Below are 23,697 nucleotides of genomic sequence, written 5' to 3'. Positions count from 1 at the left end.
CGCATTAGCGATAAATAGGTCAGCACAGTTTACCAACCTGCTGCCAGAGCCGCCAAAGCGACCACGCCCACGATGATTCGCCACCAGGCAAAGACCGCGTAGCCATGGACCGAGACATAGTTCAGCAGCACTTTCGCCACCAACAGCGCAGACAAGAACGCGCAAATGAAGCCGATGACGATATTCCCGGCCGAGGCTGCATCGAGGATGTCGCGATTCTTGTAGAGATCATAGACAAAAGCGCCCAGCATCGTCGGCATGGACAGGAAGAAGCTGAATTCGGCGGCAGATCGCTTGTCCGCGCCCAGAAGCAGCGCACCGGTGATCGTCGCGCCCGAGCGGGACACCCCCGGAATCATCGCCAGACATTGGATCAGCCCGATGCCGATGGCGCGGGGGATCGGAATATCCTCGGCCGAATGATAGCGGGGATTCTTGGCCATCCGGTCCACGAACAGCAGTACCACCCCACCAAGGATCAGCATCGAGGCGATCAGCATCGGCGTCTCGAACAGGACTTCCTTGATGATGCGATGCGCCATCACCCCAATCACGGCGGCAGGCAGAAAGGCCAGCAGCACTGACGCGATGAAGCGCCGCGCGCGCGGATCATGTGGCGCGCTGGTAAAGATGCGCCACAGCCGCCCGGCATAGACGCTGAGGATCGCAAGGATCGCGCCGAACTGGATCAGCACCTCGAAGGCGCGCCCCGGTGAGTCGAAGCCCAGGAAATGCCCTGCCAGCAGGACATGTCCGGTGGACGAAACGGGAATGAACTCGGTCAGCCCTTCAAGCAGACCCAGCAGGGCGGCAACGATCGTGTTGTGTTCCATCAGCTCCGGCGCAGGTTCTTCGCAGTTGCGGTCATCGATTCGTATTGGCCCGAGGGGCGGAAGCGCCACAGGTATTCATTGATGACCGCCGAAGAGGCCGTCGGCACGATCCCCAGATCGGCAAAGGTCTTGTGGTTCCCCGAAACGACATTGGGATGGCTTAGCGAGCGCAGCTGGTCGCGGGTCAGAATGCGGTTGGTCAGCAGGCCACCGGTCAGGAATTGCACCCCGTCCAGCACCGCGGCCATGATCCCGGCGATGAAGCCCGGAACGCCCAGCACCAGCTTGCGCCGGTCGATGGCGGTCAGCACCTGCTGGGCCAGTTCGCGCATGGTCACGACATCCGGGCCACCCAGCTCATAGATACCGGGCTGGGCCTGACCACTTGCGCCCTTTGCGGCGGCGGTGGCGACATCCATGACATGCACCGGCTGCAGTTGCGCATTCGCGCCCGGCAACGCCATGACCGGCCCCAGCCGCGACATCGAGGCGATGCGGTTGTAGAAATGGTCGTCGGAACCGAAGATCACCGAAGGACGCAGGATCACCGCATCCGGGCGCGCGGCCAGCACCGCGGCTTCGCCCCGGCCTTTCGACGCGGCGTAGTGGCTGTCCGAATCCTTGTCCGCCCCCAGCGCCGAGACATGCACGAAATGCGCGATGCCGCGTTCAGCGGACAGGCGTGCCACGCGGGCGGCCGCATCGACATGGACGGCGTCGAAGGTGTTCTTGCCTTCGTTGACCAGAATGCCCACGCAATTCACCACCGCATCGGCATCGGCCATGCAGGCTGCGACCGAGCGGTCGTCGCGGACGTTGCAGGGAACCGGCTCGATCTGGCCCGGCGCGCCATAGGTGCGCACGATGCCGGCTTCGTTGGGGCGACGGACGGCGACGCGGATGCGCCAGCCTTGGCTGGCCAGAACCTTGGCGATCTGCCGACCGAGGAATCCGGACCCACCATAGATCGTGACAAGCTTGGCTGCGGACATGGCTCTCGCTCCTTCGCGGGGGGTCTTGGGTGGCGTGCTTTTCCGCTCATTACCCAAGGCTGTCGGCTGCGGCAAGTCGCGGGCGCATCGACGCCGCGATCTGATCCGCCACCCGCAGCGCATTCGCCGCAATGGTCAGGCTGGGATTCACCCCGTTCGAGGTCGGCATGAAACTGGAATCGGTGACGTAAAGATTGCTCAGCCCATGCACCTTGCAGTCGCGGTCCAGCACGCTGGTCGCCGGATCGTCGCCAAAGCGCAGCGTACCGCAGGGATGGGCGAAGTTCAGTTGCGGCGCCGTGCCCATGAACATCGCCCGATGCGGATGGAAGGCTGCCCGCATCGCCTTGCGAAAGATCGCGCGGCGGCGGCGCAGTTCATCCGAGATGTCGTAGTGAAAGACAAAGCGATCCTCATCCTGCGCGTCGGGGATCAGCCGGTTGGTGGGGTAGGGCAGGTCCTCCAGCACGCCGACGAACAGCTTGGCGCGTCCCAGCATCCCTGCCGCGATGCGGGCAGGAACGCGCAAACCCATCCGCAAGGGCCGGACACGGCGCAGCGCCGACATGTCGAAGCGGTTGTGCATCGCGTGCAGGATTTCGCCATAGCCGGCGGTCAGGCCCATGGACTGCACCGTTCCCAGCCGCGCGCCATTGCGGAAATACAGGTCCCGCATGCTGATCGAACGCGAGGCGGCGCTTTCGTCGCGATTCTGCCCGGCCCAGATGGCGATGATCTCGCTCATGTGGAACATCAGGTTGCGGCCGACCAGATCGTTGCGATTGCCCAGCCCCTCGGGCCAATGCTCGTTCTTGGAGCGCAGCATCAGCGAGGGCGAACCCAAGCCTCCGCCCGCCAACACATAGCGCCGAGCGCTCAATGTGATCTGCTTGCCCTCACGCATGCACAGAAGCGAGGTGACGCCCGTTGCATCCGCCTCGATCCGCGAGACGCTGCAGCGGTCGAGCAGCGCGGCGCGTCCGGTCTCGATCGCGGGCAGTACCCCGGCCGAGCGGCCATCCATCTTGCAGCGCCGCGTGCATCGCCTGCCAAAGCAGCCCTCGCAGCCCGGAACAAAGCGGGCGGCCATATGGGTCTGATAGGGGTGCATCCCGGCCCGCTTCAGATCCGCCATCAGGTCGATATCGGATTGCGGCAGGGCGCGCGGTGGGGCGGGCAGGGTCGCCGCCTGGGGGTCCAGCGGATCGGCCTCGCCGCTGATCTGGTAATAGCGTTCGGCCAGATCGAACCAGGGCCGCATCTCATCATAGCTGACCGGCCAGCCGCCGGTCGGGTGCGGCAGGTGCTCGGCCGTGTCCAGATCGTGGCGTTCAGGGCGTTCCAGCGTTGCCGCGTAAAAGGACGAGGTTCCGCCAACGACCGAGCCGATCATGCCGTCCAGCTCGCACCATTTGCCATCCAGCCGGGCCGAGATCGTTTTGGGCCATGCGCCACCGGCAACCCGTGCGTCGGGGTCGATGGTGTCGGGGGGAACCGGCGGCACGACATTGTCGCCAAGGTCCGGACCCTTTTCCAGAAACAGGACGGATAGCCCCTGTTCGGCCAGTCTGCGCCCGACACTGCCGCCACCGATGCCGGTGCCAATGACGATCACGTCCCAGGTCATTGTCGCGATATCGGCCAACATCCGGTCCCCCGATGCGATTTTCTCCATAATTTCTATGCCAATACCCAAACCTTACAAGTTGCCGGAATGGTCAGTCCCGATTCCCGGCATCGCTTGCATCGATGGCGGAATCGGGCGTGCAGGAAAAATATGAAGCTTCGATGAAAAATCGACTTTCACCCCATTGACGCCCCCCGCGACTGTCTTTAATCAGCCGCTCACACCACCTGCCCAGGTGGCGGAATTGGTAGACGCGCACGGTTCAGGTCCGTGTGCCGCAAGGCGTGGAGGTTCGAGTCCTCTCCTGGGCACCAAAACAAAAACCCCCGAAAGCGTCACGCTTTCGGGGGTTTTTGCTTTCCGGATTCCACGTTTGCGGCGGGGTGGAACGGCCCTCGGAATGCCTTGTCGACGAAATCCGAAAAAACCTTCCACATCGAGTTGACGCCGCCCGCGACTGCCTTTAATGAGCCGCTCATACCACCTGCCCAGGTGGCGGAATTGGTAGACGCGCACGGTTCAGGTCCGTGTGCCGCAAGGCGTGGAGGTTCGAGTCCTCTCCTGGGCACCAAAACAAAAACCCTCGAAAGCTTCGTGCTTTCGGGGGTTTTTGCTATCTGGCGTCAAGGTCGGCCCCTGATCGAAAGCCCCGCGCGGGCTTGCGGATCGCACGGGCTCCGGGCAAGGCTGCGGCCGCAATGGCTGCGCTTCAGCCACGATCCGTCGAAAGGCAGCCATGATTCCCCGTTTCGGCCCTCCGCCCGGTTCTCATTCCTACCGTCATCGTGCCGGAGCCTATGCGGTTCTGATCCGTGATGGCCGGGCGCTGGTCACCTTTCAGCACGCGCCCGAGCCGGAATTCCAGCTGGCCGGAGGCGGCGTCGATCCCGGCGAATCGCCCGTCGCGGCGCTGCATCGCGAAGTGCGTGAGGAAACCGGCTGGTCCATCGGCTCGGTTCGGCGGCTTGGCAGCTATCGCCGCTATTGCTGGATGCCGGACTACGATTTCTGGGCCGAGAAACTGTGCACCATCTATCTGGCCCGACCGATCATGCGGTTGGGTCCGCCGACCGAGCCGGGCCATGATGCGCATTGGGTCGCGCTGCCGGACCTGCCGGGGCTGCTGGCCGATCCCGGCTCGCGTCATTTCGCGCGCCTCGCCTTGGCGGGGCGCTGATCGCGGTCAGATCAGGAATTCGGCCAGAACCGGATCGCGGGTGATGTCGCGATGCCCGATCCCCGCCGCCTCCAGCCGCTCGCGCAGCCGGTCGAGGTTTTCGGGCGAGGTGGTCTCGATCCCGATCAGGATCGAGCCGAAGTTCCGCGCCGATTTCTTCAGATATTCGAACCGGGCGACGTCATCGTCGGGGCCGAGCAGCTCAAGGAAATCGCGCAGCGCGCCGGGGCGCTGCGGCATGCGCAGAATGAAATAGCGCTTCAACCCCGAGAAACGCTGGGCGCGTTCCTTGACCTCGGGCAGGCGCTCAAAGTCGAAATTCCCGCCCGAGCAGATGCAGACCACCCGCTTGCCCGCCAGATCGGGGATGTCGCGCAGCGCGTCGACGGCCAGCGCGCCCGCAGGCTCCAGCACGATCCCCTCGATATTCAGCATTTCCAGCATGGTGGCGCAGATCCGGTCCTCGGGGGCCAGATGGACCTGATCGGGCGAAAACCGCCGCAGATGCTCAAAGGGCAGGGCACCGATGCGTGCAACCGCCGCGCCATCGACGAAAGTATCGACGGCGGGCAGGGTGACGGGCGCACCGGCCAGCAGCGCGCCTTGCAGGCTGGCACCGCCATCGGGTTCGGCGAATTCGGCGCGAGTGCTGGGGGAAAGCTCGGCAAACAGCCGGGTCACGCCCGCGGACAGCCCGCCACCACCAACCGGCAGCACGATCACATCCGGTACGCCGTCCATCTGGCTCAGGATCTCAAGCCCGACGGTCGCCTGACCCTCGATGATATCGGGATCGTCGAAGGGCGACAGGAACGTGGCCCCCTGTGCACGGGCAAATTCCTGCGCGGCGGCCAGGGTCTGGTCGAAGTAATCGCCGGTCAGCACGATCTCGACCGCACCGCCGCCAAAGATCCGGGTCTTGTCGATCTTCTGCTTCGGCGTCGTCACCGGCATGAAGATCGTACCCTTGGCCCCGAAATGACGGCAGGCAAAGGCCACGCCTTGGGCATGGTTTCCGGCGCTGGCGCAGACGAAATGCCCTGCAGCCCCCGCGCCGATCTTGCGCATGGCGTTGAAGGCCCCGCGCAGCTTGTAGCTGCGCACCGGCGTCAGATCTTCGCGTTTCAGCCAGATCTCGGCCCCGTATTTGGCCGAGAGGTGGTCGTTCTTCTGCAGGGGCGTCGGCTCGAAGAGGTCGCGCAGCGCGATCTCTGCCTGGCGGACAGAGGCGGCAAAGTTTTCCATGCCCGGCCAATGGCGCGAATTATGCGATTTGGCAAGGGTTTCAGCGCAGTGGTCGAGCCTCGACGTAATGCCCCCACAATGTTGTCAGCACAGACAGATAAAAGAGCACCGAAAACCAGTAAATCCCGAGTTGTGCGGCAATCCACCAGACACTGGGCAGTTTACCAAAGTTGGTATGACCGCCCGCCAGTGCTTGGAAACCCCATTGAAACAGCATGTAGCCTAGAACGAGGATAGCCAAGGTTCGGGATGTTTTGCCCATGGCGATCCAGCTGCGCTTGATCGGTTTTGCCGCGCCGATGGCCGCCCCCGGCAAAGCCGTGCTAAGCCTTAGCACAAAGATATAAAAGATGAACGTTCCCGCGACGCTGAAGAAGCGCGTGGCAGCGGGGATCGATTCTTGGTTCACCATGCGCATGGCAGTGAGGGCAAACAGGAGCATTGGAATCGCGATAGCGGCCATCAAGACGAGCGTGAGCAGCATCGTCTTGAGATATGGCAAGATCTGACGCGGTCGAGAAAAGGCACGTTGCACTTCGGCAAGCAGCACGAACCTATGCCATCTCGTTGCTAGCCATGCCGCAGAGAAGAGGATTGCGCCGAAGGTCAGAGCCCAGACAAAAAAGAAGAAGAAGATAGACTGTGGTGGAGCGTGCAGCCCACCCAACATGAAAATCGCCAGCCCGAGGGCGGCTGTCTGAACCAGTAGCGGCCCGATGGAAAGCAATATGGCCTGCCGCCAATTGCCCGCGAGTTGCATGAAAGAATGTCTTAGAATGCGAATTGACTGCATGATTTTCCCAAAATTTCGCAGAGCCTAATTGCCCCCTTCCCCTTGTGACAAGTGTCGAATGGGCCTATTCCCTGCGCGACATTCCAAGGGGGCTTACCGCATGACCGACGCGCCGAAGAAAGTCGTCCTTGCCTATTCGGGCGGGCTCGACACCTCGATCATCCTGAAATGGTTGCAGACCGAATATGGCTGTGAGGTCATCACCTTCACCGCCGATCTGGGGCAGGGCGAAGAGCTGGAACCGGCGCGCGCCAAGGCCGAGCTGCTGGGCATCAATCCTGCGAACATCCATATCGTCGACGTGCGCGAGGAATTCGTGCGCGATTTCGTTTTCCCGATGTTCCGCGCCAATGCGCTGTACGAGGGGCTGTATCTGCTGGGCACTTCGATCGCGCGCCCGCTGATCTCGAAGCATCTGGTCGAACTGGCACATAAGCACGGCGCCGATGCCGTGGCGCATGGCGCGACCGGCAAGGGCAACGATCAGGTTCGGTTCGAACTTTCGGCCTATGCGCTGGACCCCTCGATCAAGGTGATCGCGCCGTGGCGTGAATGGGACCTGACCTCGCGCACCAAGCTGATCGAATTCGCGGAAACGAACCAGATCCCGATCGCCAAGGACAAGCGCGGCGAAGCGCCCTTCTCGGTCGATGCGAACCTGCTGCACACCTCCAGCGAGGGCAAGGCGCTGGAAAACCCGGCCGAGGCTGCGCCGGAATATGTCTATCAGCGCACCGTTTCCCCCGAGGAAGCGCCGGATACCCCCGAATTCATCGAAGTCACCTTTGAGCAGGGCGACGCGGTCGCGATCAATGGCGAGGCGCTGTCGCCCGCAACGATCCTGACCAAGCTGAACGAACTGGGCGGCAAGCACGGCATCGGCCGTCTGGACTTCGTGGAAAACCGCTTCGTCGGCATGAAATCGCGCGGCATCTACGAGACCCCCGGCGGCACCATCCTGCTGGAGGCCCATCGCGGCATCGAGCAGATCACGCTGGACGCCGGCGCGGGTCACCTGAAGGACTCGATCATGCCGCGCTATGCCGAGCTGATCTATAACGGCTTCTGGTTCTCGCCCGAGCGCGAGATGCTGCAGGCCCTGATCGACAAGTCGCAAGAGCATGTCACCGGCACGGTCCGCCTGAAGCTCTACAAGGGCTCGGTGAATTGCGTCGGCCGCTGGTCGGACCATTCGCTTTACAGCGAAAAGCACGTCACCTTCGAGGAAGATGCCGGCGCTTACGACCAGAAGGACGCGGCTGGCTTCATCAAGCTGAACGCGCTGCGCTTGAAACTGATCGCGACCCGCAACGCGCGCGTCGCCAAGTGATACGAAGGGCCGCGGGCGATCCCCGCGGCCTTTTCCTTTCCGGCCCTCAGGTCAGGGCTTTTTCGAAATAGACCCGGTCGAAACCGTCTTCGGACCGCCTGCCTGTCTCGGTGAAACCCAGATGCGGATAGATCGACAGGTTCGCGACCATCTTTTGGTTGGTGTATAGCTGTACCGCTGACAGCCCTGTGCGCCGCGCCTCATCCTCGCAGAATTTGATCAGCAGCTTGCCGACGCCCCGACCGGCGGCTTCGGGCGTCACGGCCACGGCCTCCAGATGCATGGCGGTTCCGTCGGGAAAAAACACGACATAGCCCAAAAACGCGCCGTCCCTGTCGGTTGCCACATGCACCTGCCTGGCAGCGATCTGGGCGGTGAAATCCGCGACCATGGGTGCCGGAGGCCGTCCGATTGCGGCGATATAGGGGCCATAGGCGGCCTTGGCACAGGCCCTGATGGCGGGTTCATCAGCGGGGTTGGCGGGGCGGATCAGGATCGGGTTCATGCCGGTAATCGATCATGCCCGATCGCCACGGGCAACGGAAACCGCCCACGATCTTTCATTCCCGCGCTTTCCCCGCCACTATGTCCCGGAACTGACCAGAAGGCCGCGCCATGACCCGTCCCGCCCATATTGCCATCGTCACCGTATCCGACCGCGCCAGCCGCGGCGAATATGAGGACAAGGGCGGGCCGGGTGCCGAGGACTGGCTGCGCGCTACCATCACCTCGCCCATGACCATCACCCGCACGATCATCCCCGATGGACGCGAGATCGTGGCCGAAACGCTGCGCAATGTCGCTGACCGGGAACATGCCGACCTGATCCTGATCACCGGCGGCACAGGTCCCGCCCCGCGCGACCAGACGCCCGAGGCGATGGCCGATGTCATGGAAAAGGAACTCCCCGGCTTTGGCGAGGAAATGCGCCGTGCCAGCTTGCGCGAGGTGCCGACTGCCATCCTGTCGCGCCAGACCGCAGGGATCCGGGGCCAGACGCTGATGATCACCATTCCCGGCAAGCCCTCGGCTATCGCGACCTGCCTTGATGCGGTTTTCGCGGCGGTTCCCTACTGCCTTGACCTGATCGGCGCGGCCCGGATCGAGACCGATCCCGCCCGGATCAAGGCGTTTCGCCCCAAGGCGTGACCTCTTTCTTGTCCAAATATCCCGGGGGGCGCCAGACCGGCCCCATCGAGGGGCCGATCTGGCGGGGGGCAGAGCCCCCCTTTCGCGCAGCGGCTTGAAACTGGACAAAATCCCCCTGCTCGTATCGGATAGGGGAACGCCTGCGTCCTTCGCGACGTTGGCCGCAGTCAGGTGAAAGGACGCAACCGGCCATGGCCGATGATCCCTACAAGGCGCTGGGTGTCAGCAAGACCGCCAGCCAGGATGAAATCAAGAAGGCCTATCGCAAGATCGCCAAGACCGATCATCCGGACCTGACGCCCGACCCCGCCGCGCATGAGCGCTTCAAGGCGGCCTCCTCGGCCTATGACCTGCTCAAGGATGCCGATCAGCGCGCCCGCTTCGACCGGGGCGAGATCGACGCCTCGGGGCAGGAGCGCCAGCAGCGGCACTATTATCGCGATTACGCGCAGGCGGGGGACAATCCCTATCGTCCCGGCGCGCAGGATTTCGACGATCTGTCCGACGTGTTCTCGGACCTGTTCGGGCAAAGCGGTGCTTCGCGAAAGCGGGGTGGCGGCGCGCGAGGTTTCGACATGCGCGGTCAGGATCAGCGCTTCACTATGGAGATCGACTTCATGACCGCCGCGCGTGGCGGCTCGACCCGGATCACCATGCCTGACGGAGCGGTTCTGGATGTGAAGATCCCCGAAGGCGCGCGCGACGGCCAGATCATCCGCCTGCGCGGCAAGGGCGCCGCCGGCTATGGCGACGGCACGCCGGGGGACGCGCTTCTGACACTGGTCATTGCCGAAGACCCCGACTGGCGGCGCGACGGCGATGACGTGGAAACCACCCTGCCGATCACGCTGGATGAGGCGGTCCTTGGCGGCAAGGTCGAGGCCGAGACCATCGACGGCCCGGTCATGCTCAGCATCCCGCGCGGGGCCAGCACCGGGCAGAAGCTGCGGCTGAAGGGCCGTGGCCTCAAGGGCGAAGGCGGTCAGCGCGGCGACCAGCATGTCGTGCTGAAAATCGTCATGCCGCCCCGTATCGACGACGATCTGGCGCGATTCATGGAAGAATGGCGCCAGAACCATGGCTATGATCCAAGGAGGGGCAAATGACGCGCAGGCATTACACCCTGACCGAAACCCTGATCGAACTGCCCGAGATGACCCGCGAGCAGTTGGAAACCTATATCAGCAGCGGCGTCGTTCAGCCGGTGCAGTCCGAAAGCGGCCCGCTGTTTCGCGATCTGGACATTGCCCGGCTGCATCTGGTGGTCGATCTGTCCGAGGGTTACCATCTGGACGATGAGGCGTTGGCGCTGGTCCTGTCGCTGGTCGATCAGTTGCACGGGTTGCGCGGCGACATGCGCGCGATTCTGGACGCCGTGGCGCGCGAGCCCGCCGAAACCCGCATCCGCCTGAAAACCGCGATCCGAGAGGTGCGGGTGGTCCGTCGGGACTAAACGTCACCCAAGCGTCACCCGGCCTTCAAGGCCATGTTACATGCGCGCGCCACATCCGCGGGGACCTTGCCAACCCCCGAGGAAATCATGACGTTTCGCCTGACCCTCTGCTCGCTTGTTGCGCTGGCGGCTGCATCGCCCGCCGTCGCCGAGCCGGTTTTCAACCGCATCGCCAGCTTTGCCACCGCCGACAACATGGCCGATGGCGAGGACCGCGCCCGCGCCACCTCGGCCGAGATCATGACTGCGACCGCCGATGGCATGGAGCTGATCTATTCCGACAGCCCGCTGAACGCGATCGGGCTGATCGATATCACCGATCCCGCTGCGCCCAAACCGCTTGGCAATATCCCGATGGATGGCGAGCCGACCACGACTGTGGTGCTGGGCGGGACGGCCTTTGTCGGCGTGAATACCTCGGAAAGCTTCACCCAACCCTCGGGCGTGCTGCGTTCGGTCGATCTGGCGTCCAAATCCGTGACCGCCAGCTGCGATCTGGGCGGGCAGCCCGATTCGGTGGCGCTGTCGCCCAAGGGCGACTGGCTGGCCGTCGCGATCGAGAATGAGCGTGACGAAGAGGTGAATGACGGCGCGCTGCCGCAGATGCCGGCCGGTTTCGTCACCCGCCTGCCGATCAAGGACGGGCAAGTCGATTGCGCCGGAAAGCAGGTCGTTGAACTGACCGGGCTGGCTGAAATCGCCCCCGAGGACCCCGAGCCCGAATATCTGGACTTCAACGCCAACGGCGATCTGGTCGTCACGCTTCAGGAAAACAACCACATCGTGGTGATCGGTGCCGATGGCAAGGTGGCCTCGCATTTCAGCGCGGGCGCGGTCGATCTGGCGGGCGTCGACACGGAAAAGGACGGCAAGCTGGACTTCTCCGGCAGCCTGACCGCTGTCCCGCGCGAACCCGATACCGTCGCATGGTTGGACAATGACCACTTCGCCACCGCGAATGAGGGCGACTGGAAGGGCGGCTCGCGCGGTTTCACCATCTGGAAGCGCGACGGCTCGGTCGCCTTTGAATCCGGCGCCGAGTTCGAACATGCGCTGGTCCGCATCGGCCATTACCCCGAGGGCCGCTCGGGCAAGAAGGGCGTTGAGCCCGAGGCGTTGAAATATGCCGAGTTCGACGGGAAAAAGCTGCTGTTCGTCGGTTCGGAACGCGGCAGCGCCATCGGCGTCTATGACGTGGCCAATCCTGCCCAGCCGAAGCTGACCCAGATCCTGCCCTCGGGCATCGGGCCGGAGGGTTTGGTTGCGATCCCCGCGCGCGGCCTGTTTGCCAGCGCCAATGAGACCGATCTGGGCGAGGACGGCGCCGCCCGCTCGCATGTCATGATCTATGCCCGTGCCGAAGGGACGCCCGCTTATCCGACGATTGTGTCGACCGGCGATCAACTGATCGGCTGGGGCGCGCTCTCGGGCCTGACGGTCGACCCGCAGGATACGACCGTCGTCCACGCGGTCAGCGACAGCGCCTATGCGGCGGAACCCTCAATCTATCGCATCGAGACCGGGACCACGCCCGCCCGCATCACCTCCCGCATGATCGTCACCAAGGACGGCAAGCCCGCCGAAAAGCTGGATCTGGAAGGCATCACCGCCGACGGCAAGGGTGGCTTCTGGCTGGCCGGCGAGGGCAACCCGGAAAAGGAAATCCCGCATCAGATCCTGCATGTAGATGCGCAGGGCGCCGTGCAGCAAAGCATCGAGCTGCCCACCGATCTGGTTGCCGGTTCGACCCGTTTCGGGCTTGAGGGCATCGCGCTGGCATCGGACGGCGCGCTGTGGATGGCCGTCCAGCGCGAATGGAAGGACGATCCCAAGGGGCAGGCGAAACTGCTGCGCTTCGATCCCGCCACCGGCGAATGGGCGGGCGTCCGCTATCCGCTGGAGCAGGGCGAAGGCTGGGTCGGTCTGTCGGAACTGACCATCCATGATGGCGACATCTATTTGGTCGAGCGCGACAACCTGATCGGTCAGGCGGCCAAGCTGAAGCAGGTGACCAAGGTGGCCCTGGACGGGCTGTCCCCTGCCGCGCTGGGTGGCGATCTGCCGCTGGTCGAAAAGCAGGTCGTCCGCGACCTGATCCCCGACCTGAAGCAGTGGAACGGCTATGTTCAGGACAAGGTCGAGGGCATGGCGATCACCGCCGATGGGCTGGTCTGGACCGTGACCGACAATGACGGTGTCGACGATGCCTCGGGCGAGACTTTCCTGTGGTCCTTCCCGCTGGGCAAGCAGACGGCTTCGAACTGATCTTCGGCAAAGAAAAAAGCGGCCCGCAAGGGCCGCTTTCGCATGTCACGCGGGGCGCTCAGCCCAGAAAACTCAACCGGTCCAGCGCGCCTTGCAGGATATAGCCCGCCGCGACCTGATCGATGACCTCGGCGCGGCGTTTGCGCGAGGTGTCGCCCTCCAGCAGGGCGCGTTCGGCGGCGACGGTGGACAGGCGTTCGTCCCAATAGCTGATCGGCAGCGGTGTCAGGCGTTCAAGATTGCGGACAAAGGCGCGGGTGGATTGCGCGCGCGGCCCCTCGGACCCGTCCATATTGCGCGGCAGGCCCAGAACCAGCCCGACCAGCGCGCGATCCGCGACGATCTTCAGCAGCGCCTCGGCGTCCAGCGTGAACTTGACCCGCCGGATCACCGTCAGCGGCGAGGCGACGCTGCGCAACCCGTCACTGACCGCGACGCCGATGGTCTTGGTGCCCAGATCCAGCCCGGCGATGGCGCCGGTGCGCGGCAGGGCGGCGGCGAATTCCTCGATCGTCTCGCAGATCATTGCAGTCCCGATTGCTTGCCCGCGGCCTCGATGGTGGCGAGCGCCTCGGGGATTGAGGCGAAACGCGTCCGCGCCTCGCCCAGGATGTCCTGCGCATGATCCTTTTGGCCAAGGACGACAAGGGCGGAAATCAGCCGCGCCCATTCCTCGGGCGTGCCACCCTGCGTCGCCAGCCGCGATTCCAGCCCCTTGACCATGCCTTGGATCATCTGCTGACGGTCTTCGGGGGTCATGTCCTGCGCCGCTGCCATCGTTTCGGCATCCGGGCCGGGCAGCGCGCCGGGCTGTGGGGCGGATTGCTGGTCGGGCGGCGTGTAATCGGGCACGCCTGCGAACCAGGCCAGATCCTTGATCGAGGCACGAACCAGCCCGTGCCAGGGCGCATTGTCGATATCCTCGACCAGCAGATGCGACCAGATCGGGAAGGCCAGATCGGGGCGGCCGCTTTGGATCTGCAAAAGGCCCGACAGGAAGCGCGCCTGTTGTTCCATCGGGTCCAAAGAAAGCGCGCGGTCCAGATGGTCCTCGGCTTCGCGGGTGATCAGGCCACCCGCGGCCTCGATCGTCAGTCCGGCAAGACGGGTGTAATCGGCAGCCGAAGCCTTGTCGCCGCGCAGCGCGATCAGCCGGGTCTGTGCCTCCTTGGCGGCGACCAGATTGCCCAGACGTTCCTCGTGCTGGGCCAGCAATTCCTGCCCGCGCTGATCGTCGGGATTCTTGGCGACGGTCGCGCGCAGCTGTTCGATCAGCGCGGCATAATCCGCATCGGGCTGGGCGCGTTCGGGTTTCGGCGCGGCCTTTTCGGCCTCGGCCTGACTGGGGCGGTTGGCGTAATTGGCCTCGGCATGGGCGATGCGGGTGCCGATGGGTTCGTCCGGCATGTCGGGCGAGCCCAGATGCCGATAAAGCAGCACCGATCCGAGCAGCAGCAGGCCCAAGACTGCCAGCGCCACCGGACCACCGGCTGTGCGGCCCGAGGCGGTTTCCGTCGCCAGCGCACGGTCGGCGGCCAGAACCTTGCGGCCGATTTCATTGCGCAGGCGCTCGGCCTCGGCGGGTTCGACGACGCGGCGCTCCAGATCGCGTTCGACCTCGCGCAGCTGGTCGCGATAGATCCGCAGGTCATAGGCGGCAGCAGGCTGTTCGCCCGCCGCGCGGCGACGCAGCAGCGGTGCGGCAATCGCAATCGCAACGATGGCCGACAAAGCCGCGCAGATCATCCAGAACATCGCATACTCCCATGGCGCCCCCGTCTTCTATCCGTTCCGGAGGCGCGGAAAAAGTCAATGTGGCGCGAGCGGCCGTGCGGAAGATCTGCGCCGCCCCCTGTCGCAATTCGACAATTGGCCCGTCGCAGGGCTGACTTGCCGGACGCCTCGCGAAAATCCACTCTGCTGACCGAGTCTTTTGCAAAGGTCACGCCCCATGTCCGCCAATCCCGCATCGAAAAGCACCGGCCGCTATTCGGTCTTTGCCATCGCGCGCGAGGCGATGCGCCTGCATTCCGGTTGGAAACGCGCCTGGGCCAGCCCCGAGCCAAAGAAGAAGTATCAGGTCGTCATCGTCGGCGCAGGTGGGCACGGGCTGGCCACGGCCTATTACCTTGGCAAGAATTTCGGCATCACCGATATCGCAATCATCGAAAAGGGCTGGCTGGGTGGCGGCAATACCGGGCGCAACACCACCATCATCCGTTCGAACTATCTGCAGGACCCCTCGGCGGCGATCTATGACAAGGCGCTGAAGCTGTATGAAAACCTGTCACAGGACCTGAACTACAACGTCATGTTCAGCCCGCGCGGGTTGCTGATGCTGGCCCAGACCGAACATGAGGTTCGCGGCTACAAGCGCACGGTCTATGCCAACCAGTTGCAGAATGTCTCGACCGAATGGGTCACGCCCGAACGCATCAAGAAGATGCTGCCGATCATCAATATCGATGGGCCGCGCTATCCGGTTCTTGGCGGGCTGTATCAGGAACGCGGCGGCACCGCGCGGCACGATGCCGTGGCATGGGGCTATGCGCGGGCCTGTTCCGCCATGGGCATGCATATCATCCAGAATTGCGAAGTGACCGGGATCGAGACCGAATCCGGTCGCGTCCGCGCTGTGAACACCGGCAAGGGCCGCATCGAATGCGACAAGCTGGCGCTGGTGGTCGCGGGCCATTCCTCGGTTCTGGCAGAGAAGGCGGGCTTCCGGCTGCCGATCGAATCGATGGCGCTGCAGGCGCTGGTCAGCGAGCCGATCAAGCCCTGCTGCGATCTGGTGATCATGGCCAACACCGTCCATGGCTACCTGTCGCAATCCGACAAGGGCGAGATGGTGATTGGCGGCGGCACCGACGGCTTCAACAACTATTCCCAGCGCGGCTCGTGGCAGCATGTCGAGGAAACCATCCGCGCCCTGATCGAGACCTTCCCGATGCTGTCGCGGCTGAAGATGCTGCGGCAATGGGGCGGGATCGTGGACATGACCGGCGACCGCTCACCCATCCTGTCGACCACGCCGGTCGAGAATATCTTCGTGAACTGCGGCTGGGGCACGGGCGGGTTCAAGGCCATCCCCGGCTCGGGCTGGGCCATGGCGGAACTGGTGGCCAAGGGGCAGCCGGGGCCTCTGGCGGCCGATTTCGGGCTGAACCGTTTCCGCGAGGGGCGCTTCATCGACGAAAGCGTGGCAGCGGGGGTGGCGCATTGATCCGGCAGGAAATCTGCGGGCGGCTTTCCGCCAATCGTGACGGCGCAAGAAAAATGCTGCGATTTCAATGGAACTCTTGGCGGAATAGTGCATTGGTCCCGCACGTCACCATGACCAAGGAGTTTTCTTCATGGCCGAACAAAACAAGAGCAATCTGTGGCTCATCATCGGCGCCATCATCGTCGTGCTGGCCGTCATCTACTGGTACATGTCCGGCTCGACCGAGCCGACCGCACCGGTCGATAACGGCGCCGTCACGACCCCTGCGCCGGCTACGACCGATGGCGCTGTCAGCGTCGAGCCCGCCGCTCCGGCCACGACCACGCCCGCACCGGCCGAGCCTGCTCCGGCCGCACCCGCAACCCCTGCCGAACCGGCGACGCCTGCCGAGCCTGCAGCTCCGGCAACGCCTGCTCCGGCTGGCACCACCCCGCCCGCGAACTGATCGCGCTGCGGCATTAAACAAGGATCGAGGGGCTTTCCGCCCCTCGGTCGACATTGCGGCGCGGCTGATCCACATCGGCCCGCGTAAAGTCGGGATTGCGCGCTGGCGGCTAATGCCCGTCGTGACGCAGCCTGCGCCTATGGCCAGCAGCACCCGGCCTGAACTGTTTTCCCATGTCCAGAACCCCACCCGCGTCCGGCCCATGGCCTTGGCGCGACTGACCATGCGCGCCTGTCACGCAAGGAGTGAGTGATGCTGACCCTGACCTGTCCCTGCTGCGGCATCCGCGCCGAGGAGACCGAGCTTGCTCCGGGTGGCGAGGCGCATCTGAAACGCTTTGGCCCCGGTGCGAGCGACGAGGATTTCGAATCCTACCTGTTCGCGCGCAAGAACCCCAAGGGCGTGCATTTCGAGCGCTGGCGCCACGCCTATGGCTGCGGCAAGTGGTTTCTGGCCGCGCGCTGCACCGTCACGCTTGAGGTGTTCGGCACCTACAAGGCGCAGAACCCGCATCCCACCCCCGAGATCGTTGCCGCCATCCGCGCCAAGCGCCCGGATTGGACGCCTGACTGGACCGAAACCTCGCCTGCCGAAAGCCTGACCGAATGAGCGATAACGGACCCTTCCGCCTGTCCCGCGGCGGCCGCCTGATCGACCGCGCCTATCCGCTGCCCTTCCGTTTCGACGGTCGCCACCTGCGCGGACTGCGGGGCGATACGCTGGCCTCGGCCCTGCTGGCCAGCGGTCAACTGATGATGGGGCGCAGCTTCAAGTATCACCGCCCGCGCGGACCTCTGGCCTCAGGCGCCGAGGAACCGAACGCGCTGCTGGGCTTGGGGCAAGGCGGCAGGTTTGAGCCGAACCAGCGCGCCACCACCACGGCGCTTGTCGCGGGCATGGTCACGACCAGCCAGAATTGCTGGCCCAGCCTGAATGTCGATGTCGGCGCGGTGAACAACTGGCTGTATCGCTTCCTGCCGGCGGGCTTCTATTACAAGACCTTCATCCATCCCCGCCCGTTCTGGAAACATGTGTTCGAACCGGTGATCCGCCGCTCGGCCGGTTTGGGCAAGGCCCCGACCGAGGCCGATCCCGACAGCTATGAACAGGCCTATGCCCATGCCGATCTGGTTGTTGTCGGTGGCGGCATTGCCGGGCTTCTGGCGGCGCGCGATGCCGGGCGGCAGGGCAAGACCGTTACTGTTCTGGAACAGAACCCGCATTGGGGCGGACGCACGCCGACCGATCACGCCGACGGCCAGTCGCGGATCGACGCGGCTCTGGCCGATCTGCGCGCCATGCCGAATGTCACCCTGCGCCGCAACACGATGGCGACCGGGCTTTACGATCATGGCTACCTGATCGCGCGCGAGGCCTTGGCCGATCACGACCCGAATGCCGGGCTGCCGCGCCAGCGGTTGTGGCGCATCCGGGCCGGGCATGTGGTGGTTGCCTCGGGCGCACTGGAACGTCCGCTGAGCTTTGCCGGCAATGATGTGCCCGGTGTGATGCTGGCCTCGGCCGTGCGGGATTTCATCGCGGATTATGCCGTGGCGCCGGGGCGGCGCATTGTCGTGGTGACGAATAACGACGACGCCTATCGCACGGCGCTGGCGGCACTGGATGCCGGGCTTGAGGTGCCTGCGGTGATCGACGCCCGCGCCAACCCTTCGGGCGCGCTTCCTCAGGCCGCCCGTGCGCGCGGCATCCGCATCCTTTCCGCCAGCGCCATTGCCGGGATCAAGGGCGGGCAGGGCGTTCAGGTGGTGCAGGTCTGTTCGCATGTCGGGGCGGGTCAGGTGTCCGAGACGATCGAGGCCGATTGCGTCGCCATGTCCGGCGGCTGGTCCCCGGTCGTGCATCTGTGGAGCCATTGCGGCGGCAAGCTGAACTGGTCCGATGCGCAGGCGATGTTCCTGCCCGATACCAGCCGTCCGCCGACAGGCGACGATGGTGCGGCGATGGCGACCCCGGTCGGGGCGGCGGCGGGCGATCTGCTGGTCGCCGGGGCCACCGGGGCCGAACCCGAACAGCCCTTGCTGCCGGTCTGGGTCATGCCGGTCAATGCGACCAAGGCGATGAAGTTCAAGATGTGGCTGGATTTCCAGAATGACGTGAAGGTCTCGGATGTCGAGCTGGCGGCGCAGGAAGGCTATGCCAGTGTCGAACATACCAAGCGCTACACCACGCTAGGTATGGCGACCGATCAGGGTAAGGTCAGCAATATCAACGGCCTTGCCGTGCTGTCCGCCGCGCTGAAGCAGCCGATCCCGCAGACCGGCACCACCACGTTCCGCCCACCCTATACGCCGCTGACCCTGGGCACCATCGCGGCCGAGGCGCGCGGCGATCTGTTCCAGCCGCTGCGCAAGACGCCGATGCATGGCTGGCATCAGGCCAAGGGCGCGCATTGGGAACCGGTCGGCCATTGGCGCCGCCCCTATTGCTATCCGCAGGCCGGGGAAAACCATGCCGCTGCGGTGGCGCGCGAAATCCGCGCCGTGCGCGGGGGCGTGGGGACGCTGGACGCCTCGACCCTTGGCAAGATCGTCGTCAAGGGGCCTGATGCCGGGCGTTTCCTTGACATGATCTATACCGGGATGATGTCGACGCTGCCGGTCGGCAAATGCCGCTACGGGCTGATCTGCAACGAAAACGGCTTCCTCATCGACGATGGTGTCGCCGCGCGTCTGTCCGAGGACACCTGGCTGGTTCACACCACCACCGGCGGCGCCGACCGCATGCACGCCCATATGGAAGACTGGCTGCAATGCGAGTGGTGGGACTGGAAGGTCTATACCGCCAATGTCACCGAGCAATGGGCGCAGGTCGCCGTGGTCGGCCCGCAGGCGCGCAACCTGTTGGAGCGGTTGGGCGGCATGGACCTCTCGCCCGAGGCGTTGCCCTTCATGGGCTGGGCCGAGGGTCAGATCGCCGGGATTCCCGCCCGTATCTATCGCATCAGCTTCTCGGGCGAGTTGTCGTTCGAAGTCGCCGTACCCGCCGGGCGTGGGCTGGAGCTGTGGGAGAAGCTGCACGCCGCCGGGGCCGATCTGGGCGTTACGCCCTATGGGACCGAGGCCATGCATGTCATGCGCGCCGAAAAGGGCTTCATCATGATCGGTGATGAAACCGACGGCACGGTGATCCCGCAGGATCTGGGTCTGAACTGGGCGATCAGCAAGAAGAAGTCCGATTATATCGGCAAGCGCGCGCAGGAACGCAGCCACATGACCGATCCCCTGCGCTGGAAGCTGGTCGGGCTTGAAAGCCTTGACGGGCGGATGCTGCCCGATGGGGTCTACGCCGTGGACGAAGGGGTAAACCCCAATGGCCAGCGCAATCTGCAAGGGCGCGTGACCTCGACCTACATCTCGCCGACGCTGGGCACACCAATCGCCATGGGTCTGGTCCGGCACGGTCCAGACCGCATGGGCGAGGTGCTGGAATTCCCGGTCGCGGGCGCGGAAACCTACAAGGCGCGGATCGTCGATCCGGTCTTCTATGACAAGGAAGGGAGCCGCGCGAATGGCTGAGGCTTTGGCACATATCCGCGAGATCACCGATCTGGGCATGATCCAGATCCGCGCCGATCTGACCGAGGCGGGGGCGGCCATCGCCAAGGCGGCGGCCGTCCCGCTGCCGGGGCCGACCTCGACCACCACCAATGGCAGCCGTCGCCTGTGCTGGATGTCGCCGGATGAGCTGCTGCTGGTGTTGCCGCAGGCCGAACTGGCGGCGGCGCTGGCAGAGCTGACGACGGCGCTGGCCGGGCAGCACGTGCTGGTCCTTGACGTCAGCGACATGCGCGCGGCCTTTGCCATCGAGGGGGGCAGGGCCGATCAGGTTCTGGCCAAGCTTTCGCCCGCCGATCTGGCCGCGATGCCTGCCGACGGCATGCGCCGCAGCCGCGCGGCGCAGGTGGCCTGCGGCTTCTGGCGGCAAGAGGGGGGATTCGTTCTGATCGGCTTCCGCTCGGTCGCGGATTACCTGCGCGGGCTTCTGGCCAATGCGGTGCGGGCGGGAACCGGCCTCGATCCGCGTTGACAGGGCGATTGCCCCCTTGTGCTTGACCGTCTGACGGCTTTGGATGGGGCCAGCACAGCTTGGGGTTCCGATGCGCCAGCTTATCACCGCCGCCGTGATCGTCGCCTTGCCGCTTGGAGTGCAGGCGCAGGACGCACAGCCCGATCTGCGGGTGATGATGTGTCAGCTGATTGATGAAAGCGGCACCGGCTGGGTGCCGGATTTCCTGATGTTCACCCGCCAGAATGCCGGGCCGCATGCCGGCCGGATCGAGGTCTATGACCCGGTCCTGCAAAAACTGGTCCGCCATCCGATCAAGGCGGTGGTGACGGTGGATGACGCCAAGGGTCGTACCTATGGCTGGGCGCTGGGCCGGGTCCGCAACAATTCCGGGCAGCGGACCGAACGGCTGGATTACCGGCTGCGCGTCAGCAAGTCCGATGGCACAGCCGAGCTGCTGGTGACGGCGCAGGGTTACCAGAACACCATGCGCGGGGTAGGGGAATGCGCCACCCCTTAGGCCGGATGCGGCGGAACCTCGCTCTGGCTGGCGCGTTGTGCCGCCTGACGCCACCGCCTTGGCATTGCCGCGATCTGAGGGCTTTTCCCTGCCCGCCGGCTGTGTCAGAACCCTGTTCCGAACCCCTTGGAAAGGACTTCGAAAATGGCCTTCACGCTTCCCGATCTTCCTTATGCCCATGATGCGCTTGCCGCTGGCGGCATGTCGAAAGAGACGCTGGAATTCCACCACGACAAGCACCACAAGGCCTATGTCGACAAGCTCAACGAGCTGGTTTCGGGCACCGAGTGGGAAGGCAAGAGCCTTGAGGACATCGTCAAGGGCACCTACCAGTCGGGTGCCGTGGCGCAGAACGGCATCTTCAACAATGCCAGCCAGCATTGGAACCACGCCCAGTTCTGGGAAATGATGGGCCCCAATCCGGGCGCTATTCCGGGCGATCTGGAAAAGGCGCTGACCGAATCCTTCGGCTCGGTCGACAAGTTCAAGCAGGATTTCGCTGCGGCAGGCGTCGGCCAATTCGGCTCGGGCTGGGCCTGGCTGGTCAAGGACGCGGATGGTTCGCTGAAGATCACCAAGACCGAAAACGGCGTGAACCCGCTGTGCTTCGGCCAGACCGCGCTGCTGGGCTGCGACGTGTGGGAGCACAGCTACTACATCGACTTCCGCAACGCCCGCCCGAAATATCTGGAAAACTTCCTGAACAACCTGGTGAACTGGGAAAACGTGGCCTCGCGCCTCTGACCCCCGGCTTTTGCCTGTTGCCAGTGAACGCGGCCCGCCCCTTTTGGCGGGCCGTTTTCTTTCTTGTCGAAATATCCCGGGGGACGCCACAATGGCCCCATCGAGGGGCCGTTGCGGCAGGGGGCAGAGCCCCCCTCTTGCCCTTGCGGCCAAACAGGCGCATGTCCGAAACCTTGTATGGAGGCGCGCATGTCTGAATGGGGCAAGGGATTCTGGGCGATGATCGGGGTCTGCCTGACCTGGGGTCTGTCGCCGCTGTTCTATCACCAGCTTGCCGATGTCGCGGTGATCGAGGTGCTGGCCCATCGCACGCTGTGGTCGCTGGTCCTTTTCCTGGGCATCCTTGGCTGGCAGGGACGGCTGGGCGAATTCCGGCGCACGCTGTTCGGTCCTTTCCTGCCGCGGCTGGCCTTTGCGGCGACGGTGATTTCGATCAACTGGGGCATCTTCATCTGGGCGGTGCAGGCGGGCTATGTCGTTGAAAGTTCACTAGGATATTACATCTTTCCGCTGATCGCCGTGGTCATGGGGCTGGTGTTCTTTGGCGAGAAACTGTTGGCCGCACAGGGCGTCGCCGTCCTGATCGCGGCGCTGGCGGTCATCCTGCTGACCTGGGGCCTTGGGGTCGCGCCATGGATCAGCCTGTCGCTGGCGATCAGCTTTGCGCTTTACGGCGTGGTCAAGAAATCGCTGCCGGTGGGTCCGGTCCTGTCGGTGGCCTGCGAGGTCGCGATCCTGGCGCCTTTGGCGCTTGGCTGGCTGCTGGCGCAAAAGGCCGGCATCATGCCCGCCGCCTTGGCCCATCCGGTCAGCTTTGGCACCGACATGCGGATGTCGCTGCTGCTGGCGGCTTCGGGTGTCATCACCGCCGTGCCGTTGGTGATGTTCAGCTATGCCTCGCGCCGGGTCGAGATGTCGACGCTGGGGCTGATGCTTTACCTGAACCCGACGCTGCAATTCCTGTGCGCCGTTCTGGTCTTTGGCGAGAACTTCACCCGCTGGCACATGATCGCATTCGCGATGATCTGGCTGGCGCTGGCGATCTACTCGGCCTCGGCGCTGATCGGCCAGCGCGCCGAAGCGCGCCGCAACGCGTGATCCCCTGCCTTGCGCGCCGCCATTGGCAAAGGGGCGCATCCCCGTATAGAACAGCGCGAAAGCAGACGGGGACGACATGGCGAACCAGAACGACAGCTTCATTGACGAGGTCACCGACGAGCTGCGCCGCGACAGGCTGTTCAAGGCCTTCCGGCGCTTTGGCTGGATCGCGATCGCGCTGATCCTGGCCATCGTTGGCGGGGCCGCATGGCGCGAGCATGCCAATGGCAAGGCCCAGTCCGAGGCTCGCGCCTGGGGCGATGCGGTGCTGGCCGCGCAGGACACCAAGGACCGCGTTCCGGCGCTGGAAGCGATTGACGCCGGCGATATCCCCGGCCGCAAGCTGATGGCCGAAATGCTGGCCGCCGGCACCGAGGCCGAGGCGGGCGAAAACGGCAAGGCGTCTGAACGCCTGCTGGCTGCCGCCGATCTGCCGGGGCTTGATCCGCTGTTGCATGACCTTGCCCAGCTCAAGGCGGTGATCGTCGCCGGGCAGGAAATGGATGCTGCGCAGCGCGATACCATCCTTGCCAATCTGTCCAAACCCGGCGCGCCCTTTGAAATGCTGGCGCTGGAACAGAAGGCCGTCGCCCTGATCGGCGCGGGCCGGACCGAGGACGCGACCATGCTGATCCGCCAGATCCAGCAAAAGGACGGCCTGTCCGAGCCCTTGCGCCGCCGCCTTGCCGAGATGATGATCACGCTGGGTGCCGACCCGGACGAGGCGCAAGGCCCCGGCCCGCAATCCACCACCGTGGCCCCGTCCGAATAACG

The 23,697-nt window shown here is 64.6% G+C and carries 23 protein-coding genes and 2 tRNA genes; 17 read left to right on the top strand and 8 right to left on the bottom strand.

Annotation, left to right across the window (positions count from 1 at the left end):
• Positions 1-29: 29 nt before the first annotated feature.
• From IB235_RS04245 to IB235_RS04235, 3 genes are read right to left on the bottom strand one after another with little or no spacing between them, the layout of a single operon-like run.
• Positions 30-833 (bottom strand): undecaprenyl-diphosphate phosphatase, encoded by an 804-nt coding sequence (locus tag IB235_RS04245; protein WP_155038343.1) that lies wholly within the window; start codon positions 831-833, stop codon positions 30-32.
• Entirely contained in the window at positions 833-1,825 is a 993-nt protein-coding gene (locus tag IB235_RS04240) for a complex I NDUFA9 subunit family protein (protein ID WP_155038342.1), read from the bottom strand. The genes IB235_RS04245 and IB235_RS04240 overlap by 1 nt, the downstream gene beginning before the upstream one ends.
• Before the next feature lie 49 nt (positions 1,826-1,874).
• Positions 1,875-3,473 carry a GMC oxidoreductase gene (locus IB235_RS04235; protein ID WP_192335756.1) on the bottom strand — a complete coding sequence of 533 codons (1,599 nt, stop codon included), beginning with the start codon at positions 3,471-3,473 and terminating at the stop codon, positions 1,875-1,877.
• A 208-nt stretch (positions 3,474-3,681) separates the two neighbouring features.
• On the opposite strand from IB235_RS04235, the gene IB235_RS04230 reads away from it, so the two are divergent.
• The 3 genes from IB235_RS04230 to IB235_RS04220 all read left to right on the top strand — a co-directional run bounded on the left by IB235_RS04230 (position 3,682) and on the right by IB235_RS04220 (position 4,629).
• Positions 3,682-3,766 (top strand) — tRNA-Leu (locus tag IB235_RS04230).
• A gap of 172 nt (positions 3,767-3,938) precedes the next feature.
• Positions 3,939-4,023: transfer RNA gene (locus IB235_RS04225), tRNA-Leu, on the top strand.
• A gap of 165 nt (positions 4,024-4,188) precedes the next feature.
• Positions 4,189-4,629 carry an NUDIX domain-containing protein gene (locus IB235_RS04220; RefSeq protein ID WP_192335754.1) on the top strand — a complete coding sequence of 147 codons (441 nt, stop codon included), beginning with the start codon at positions 4,189-4,191 and terminating at the stop codon, positions 4,627-4,629.
• A gap of 6 nt (positions 4,630-4,635) precedes the next feature.
• Here IB235_RS04220 and ilvA read toward each other — a convergent pair whose 3' ends face one another.
• Together ilvA and IB235_RS04210 are read right to left on the bottom strand one after the other, a co-directional pair.
• Complete coding sequence (gene ilvA / locus IB235_RS04215) at positions 4,636-5,874, bottom strand: threonine ammonia-lyase IlvA (protein ID WP_192335752.1); 1,239 nt, start codon at positions 5,872-5,874, stop codon at positions 4,636-4,638.
• A gap of 40 nt (positions 5,875-5,914) precedes the next feature.
• Positions 5,915-6,634 carry a hypothetical protein gene (locus IB235_RS04210; protein ID WP_192335749.1) on the bottom strand — a complete coding sequence of 240 codons (720 nt, stop codon included), beginning with the start codon at positions 6,632-6,634 and terminating at the stop codon, positions 5,915-5,917.
• A 133-nt stretch (positions 6,635-6,767) separates the two neighbouring features.
• On the opposite strand from IB235_RS04210, the gene IB235_RS04205 reads away from it, so the two are divergent.
• Positions 6,768-7,997: an argininosuccinate synthase gene (locus IB235_RS04205; RefSeq protein ID WP_192335747.1), complete on the top strand. Its 1,230-nt coding sequence runs from the start codon at positions 6,768-6,770 to the stop codon at positions 7,995-7,997.
• A 46-nt stretch (positions 7,998-8,043) separates the two neighbouring features.
• Here the strand turns inward: IB235_RS04205 and IB235_RS04200 are convergent, their stop codons facing one another.
• The gene (locus tag IB235_RS04200) at positions 8,044-8,502 is read right to left on the bottom strand and encodes a GNAT family N-acetyltransferase (RefSeq protein WP_192335745.1); all 459 of its coding nucleotides are present in this window, start codon (positions 8,500-8,502) and stop codon (positions 8,044-8,046) included.
• 110 nt (positions 8,503-8,612) lie between these two features.
• On the opposite strand from IB235_RS04200, the gene mog reads away from it, so the two are divergent.
• The 4 genes from mog (at position 8,613) to IB235_RS04180 (ending at position 12,864) form a co-directional block, all read left to right on the top strand.
• Positions 8,613-9,146 (top strand): molybdopterin adenylyltransferase, encoded by a 534-nt coding sequence (mog, locus tag IB235_RS04195; protein WP_192335743.1) that lies wholly within the window; start codon positions 8,613-8,615, stop codon positions 9,144-9,146.
• A gap of 191 nt (positions 9,147-9,337) precedes the next feature.
• The gene (locus IB235_RS04190) at positions 9,338-10,252 is read left to right on the top strand and encodes a DnaJ C-terminal domain-containing protein (protein ID WP_155038335.1); all 915 of its coding nucleotides are present in this window, start codon (positions 9,338-9,340) and stop codon (positions 10,250-10,252) included.
• Positions 10,249-10,599 (top strand): hypothetical protein, encoded by a 351-nt coding sequence (locus IB235_RS04185; protein ID WP_155038334.1) that lies wholly within the window; start codon positions 10,249-10,251, stop codon positions 10,597-10,599. The genes IB235_RS04190 and IB235_RS04185 overlap by 4 nt, the downstream gene beginning before the upstream one ends.
• 87 nt (positions 10,600-10,686) lie before the next feature.
• Positions 10,687-12,864 carry an esterase-like activity of phytase family protein gene (locus IB235_RS04180; protein ID WP_192335741.1) on the top strand — a complete coding sequence of 726 codons (2,178 nt, stop codon included), beginning with the start codon at positions 10,687-10,689 and terminating at the stop codon, positions 12,862-12,864.
• Positions 12,865-12,922: 58 nt separating this feature from the next.
• Here the strand turns inward: IB235_RS04180 and ruvX are convergent, their stop codons facing one another.
• Both ruvX and ccmI read right to left on the bottom strand, forming a co-directional pair.
• Positions 12,923-13,390: a Holliday junction resolvase RuvX gene (ruvX, locus tag IB235_RS04175; RefSeq protein WP_155038332.1), complete on the bottom strand. Its 468-nt coding sequence runs from the start codon at positions 13,388-13,390 to the stop codon at positions 12,923-12,925.
• A complete protein-coding gene (gene ccmI / locus IB235_RS04170; RefSeq protein WP_192335739.1) occupies positions 13,387-14,619 on the bottom strand; it encodes a c-type cytochrome biogenesis protein CcmI in 1,233 nt (410 codons plus the stop codon). Before ccmI ends, ruvX begins: the two co-directional genes overlap by 4 nt.
• Before the next feature lie 196 nt (positions 14,620-14,815).
• On the opposite strand from ccmI, the gene IB235_RS04165 reads away from it, so the two are divergent.
• The 9 genes from IB235_RS04165 to IB235_RS04125 all read left to right on the top strand — a co-directional run bounded on the left by IB235_RS04165 (position 14,816) and on the right by IB235_RS04125 (position 23,695).
• Complete coding sequence (locus tag IB235_RS04165) at positions 14,816-16,090, top strand: sarcosine oxidase subunit beta family protein (protein WP_192335737.1); 1,275 nt, start codon at positions 14,816-14,818, stop codon at positions 16,088-16,090.
• Positions 16,091-16,220: 130 nt separating this feature from the next.
• The gene (locus IB235_RS04160; RefSeq protein WP_155038329.1) at positions 16,221-16,535 is read left to right on the top strand and encodes a hypothetical protein; all 315 of its coding nucleotides are present in this window, start codon (positions 16,221-16,223) and stop codon (positions 16,533-16,535) included.
• 252 nt (positions 16,536-16,787) lie between these two features.
• On the top strand, positions 16,788-17,144 hold the full coding sequence (locus IB235_RS04155; RefSeq protein ID WP_192335735.1) for a sarcosine oxidase subunit delta: 357 nt from the start codon (positions 16,788-16,790) through the stop codon (positions 17,142-17,144).
• Entirely contained in the window at positions 17,141-20,071 is a 2,931-nt protein-coding gene (locus IB235_RS04150; protein WP_192335733.1) for a sarcosine oxidase subunit alpha family protein, read from the top strand. Before IB235_RS04155 ends, IB235_RS04150 begins: the two co-directional genes overlap by 4 nt.
• On the top strand, positions 20,064-20,582 hold the full coding sequence (locus IB235_RS04145) for a sarcosine oxidase subunit gamma (RefSeq protein ID WP_192335731.1): 519 nt from the start codon (positions 20,064-20,066) through the stop codon (positions 20,580-20,582). Before IB235_RS04150 ends, IB235_RS04145 begins: the two co-directional genes overlap by 8 nt.
• A 70-nt stretch (positions 20,583-20,652) precedes the next feature.
• The gene (locus IB235_RS04140; RefSeq protein ID WP_192335729.1) at positions 20,653-21,081 is read left to right on the top strand and encodes a hypothetical protein; all 429 of its coding nucleotides are present in this window, start codon (positions 20,653-20,655) and stop codon (positions 21,079-21,081) included.
• Between the two features lie 144 nt (positions 21,082-21,225).
• Entirely contained in the window at positions 21,226-21,825 is a 600-nt protein-coding gene (locus IB235_RS04135; RefSeq protein WP_155038324.1) for a superoxide dismutase, read from the top strand.
• A 189-nt stretch (positions 21,826-22,014) separates the two neighbouring features.
• Positions 22,015-22,923: an EamA family transporter RarD gene (gene rarD, locus IB235_RS04130; RefSeq protein ID WP_192335727.1), complete on the top strand. Its 909-nt coding sequence runs from the start codon at positions 22,015-22,017 to the stop codon at positions 22,921-22,923.
• 76 nt (positions 22,924-22,999) lie between these two features.
• Entirely contained in the window at positions 23,000-23,695 is a 696-nt protein-coding gene (locus tag IB235_RS04125) for a hypothetical protein (RefSeq protein ID WP_192335725.1), read from the top strand.
• The last annotated feature ends 2 nt before the right edge of the window (positions 23,696-23,697 follow it).

Origin of the sequence: Paracoccus sp. PAR01, from assembly GCF_014851995.1 — a bacterium.
GTDB lineage: Bacteria > Pseudomonadota > Alphaproteobacteria > Rhodobacterales > Rhodobacteraceae > Paracoccus > Paracoccus litorisediminis.
This window is presented reverse-complemented; position numbering and strand designations above follow the sequence as displayed.

Coding starts and splice junctions, on each gene's coding strand:
- IB235_RS04245 (WP_155038343.1), bottom strand. CDS start 833: ATGGAACACAACACGATCGTTGCCGCCCTGCTGGGTCTGCTTGAAGGG.
- IB235_RS04240 (WP_155038342.1), bottom strand. CDS start 1,825: ATGTCCGCAGCCAAGCTTGTCACGATCTATGGTGGGTCCGGATTCCTC.
- IB235_RS04235 (WP_192335756.1), bottom strand. CDS start 3,473: ATGTTGGCCGATATCGCGACAATGACCTGGGACGTGATCGTCATTGGC.
- IB235_RS04220 (WP_192335754.1), top strand. CDS start 4,189: ATGATTCCCCGTTTCGGCCCTCCGCCCGGTTCTCATTCCTACCGTCAT.
- ilvA (WP_192335752.1), bottom strand. CDS start 5,874: ATGGAAAACTTTGCCGCCTCTGTCCGCCAGGCAGAGATCGCGCTGCGC.
- IB235_RS04210 (WP_192335749.1), bottom strand. CDS start 6,634: ATGCAACTCGCGGGCAATTGGCGGCAGGCCATATTGCTTTCCATCGGG.
- IB235_RS04205 (WP_192335747.1), top strand. CDS start 6,768: ATGACCGACGCGCCGAAGAAAGTCGTCCTTGCCTATTCGGGCGGGCTC.
- IB235_RS04200 (WP_192335745.1), bottom strand. CDS start 8,502: ATGAACCCGATCCTGATCCGCCCCGCCAACCCCGCTGATGAACCCGCC.
- mog (WP_192335743.1), top strand. CDS start 8,613: ATGACCCGTCCCGCCCATATTGCCATCGTCACCGTATCCGACCGCGCC.
- IB235_RS04190 (WP_155038335.1), top strand. CDS start 9,338: ATGGCCGATGATCCCTACAAGGCGCTGGGTGTCAGCAAGACCGCCAGC.
- IB235_RS04185 (WP_155038334.1), top strand. CDS start 10,249: ATGACGCGCAGGCATTACACCCTGACCGAAACCCTGATCGAACTGCCC.
- IB235_RS04180 (WP_192335741.1), top strand. CDS start 10,687: ATGACGTTTCGCCTGACCCTCTGCTCGCTTGTTGCGCTGGCGGCTGCA.
- ruvX (WP_155038332.1), bottom strand. CDS start 13,390: ATGATCTGCGAGACGATCGAGGAATTCGCCGCCGCCCTGCCGCGCACC.
- ccmI (WP_192335739.1), bottom strand. CDS start 14,619: ATGTTCTGGATGATCTGCGCGGCTTTGTCGGCCATCGTTGCGATTGCG.
- IB235_RS04165 (WP_192335737.1), top strand. CDS start 14,816: ATGTCCGCCAATCCCGCATCGAAAAGCACCGGCCGCTATTCGGTCTTT.
- IB235_RS04160 (WP_155038329.1), top strand. CDS start 16,221: ATGGCCGAACAAAACAAGAGCAATCTGTGGCTCATCATCGGCGCCATC.
- IB235_RS04155 (WP_192335735.1), top strand. CDS start 16,788: ATGCTGACCCTGACCTGTCCCTGCTGCGGCATCCGCGCCGAGGAGACC.
- IB235_RS04150 (WP_192335733.1), top strand. CDS start 17,141: ATGAGCGATAACGGACCCTTCCGCCTGTCCCGCGGCGGCCGCCTGATC.
- IB235_RS04145 (WP_192335731.1), top strand. CDS start 20,064: ATGGCTGAGGCTTTGGCACATATCCGCGAGATCACCGATCTGGGCATG.
- IB235_RS04140 (WP_192335729.1), top strand. CDS start 20,653: ATGCGCCAGCTTATCACCGCCGCCGTGATCGTCGCCTTGCCGCTTGGA.
- IB235_RS04135 (WP_155038324.1), top strand. CDS start 21,226: ATGGCCTTCACGCTTCCCGATCTTCCTTATGCCCATGATGCGCTTGCC.
- rarD (WP_192335727.1), top strand. CDS start 22,015: ATGTCTGAATGGGGCAAGGGATTCTGGGCGATGATCGGGGTCTGCCTG.
- IB235_RS04125 (WP_192335725.1), top strand. CDS start 23,000: ATGGCGAACCAGAACGACAGCTTCATTGACGAGGTCACCGACGAGCTG.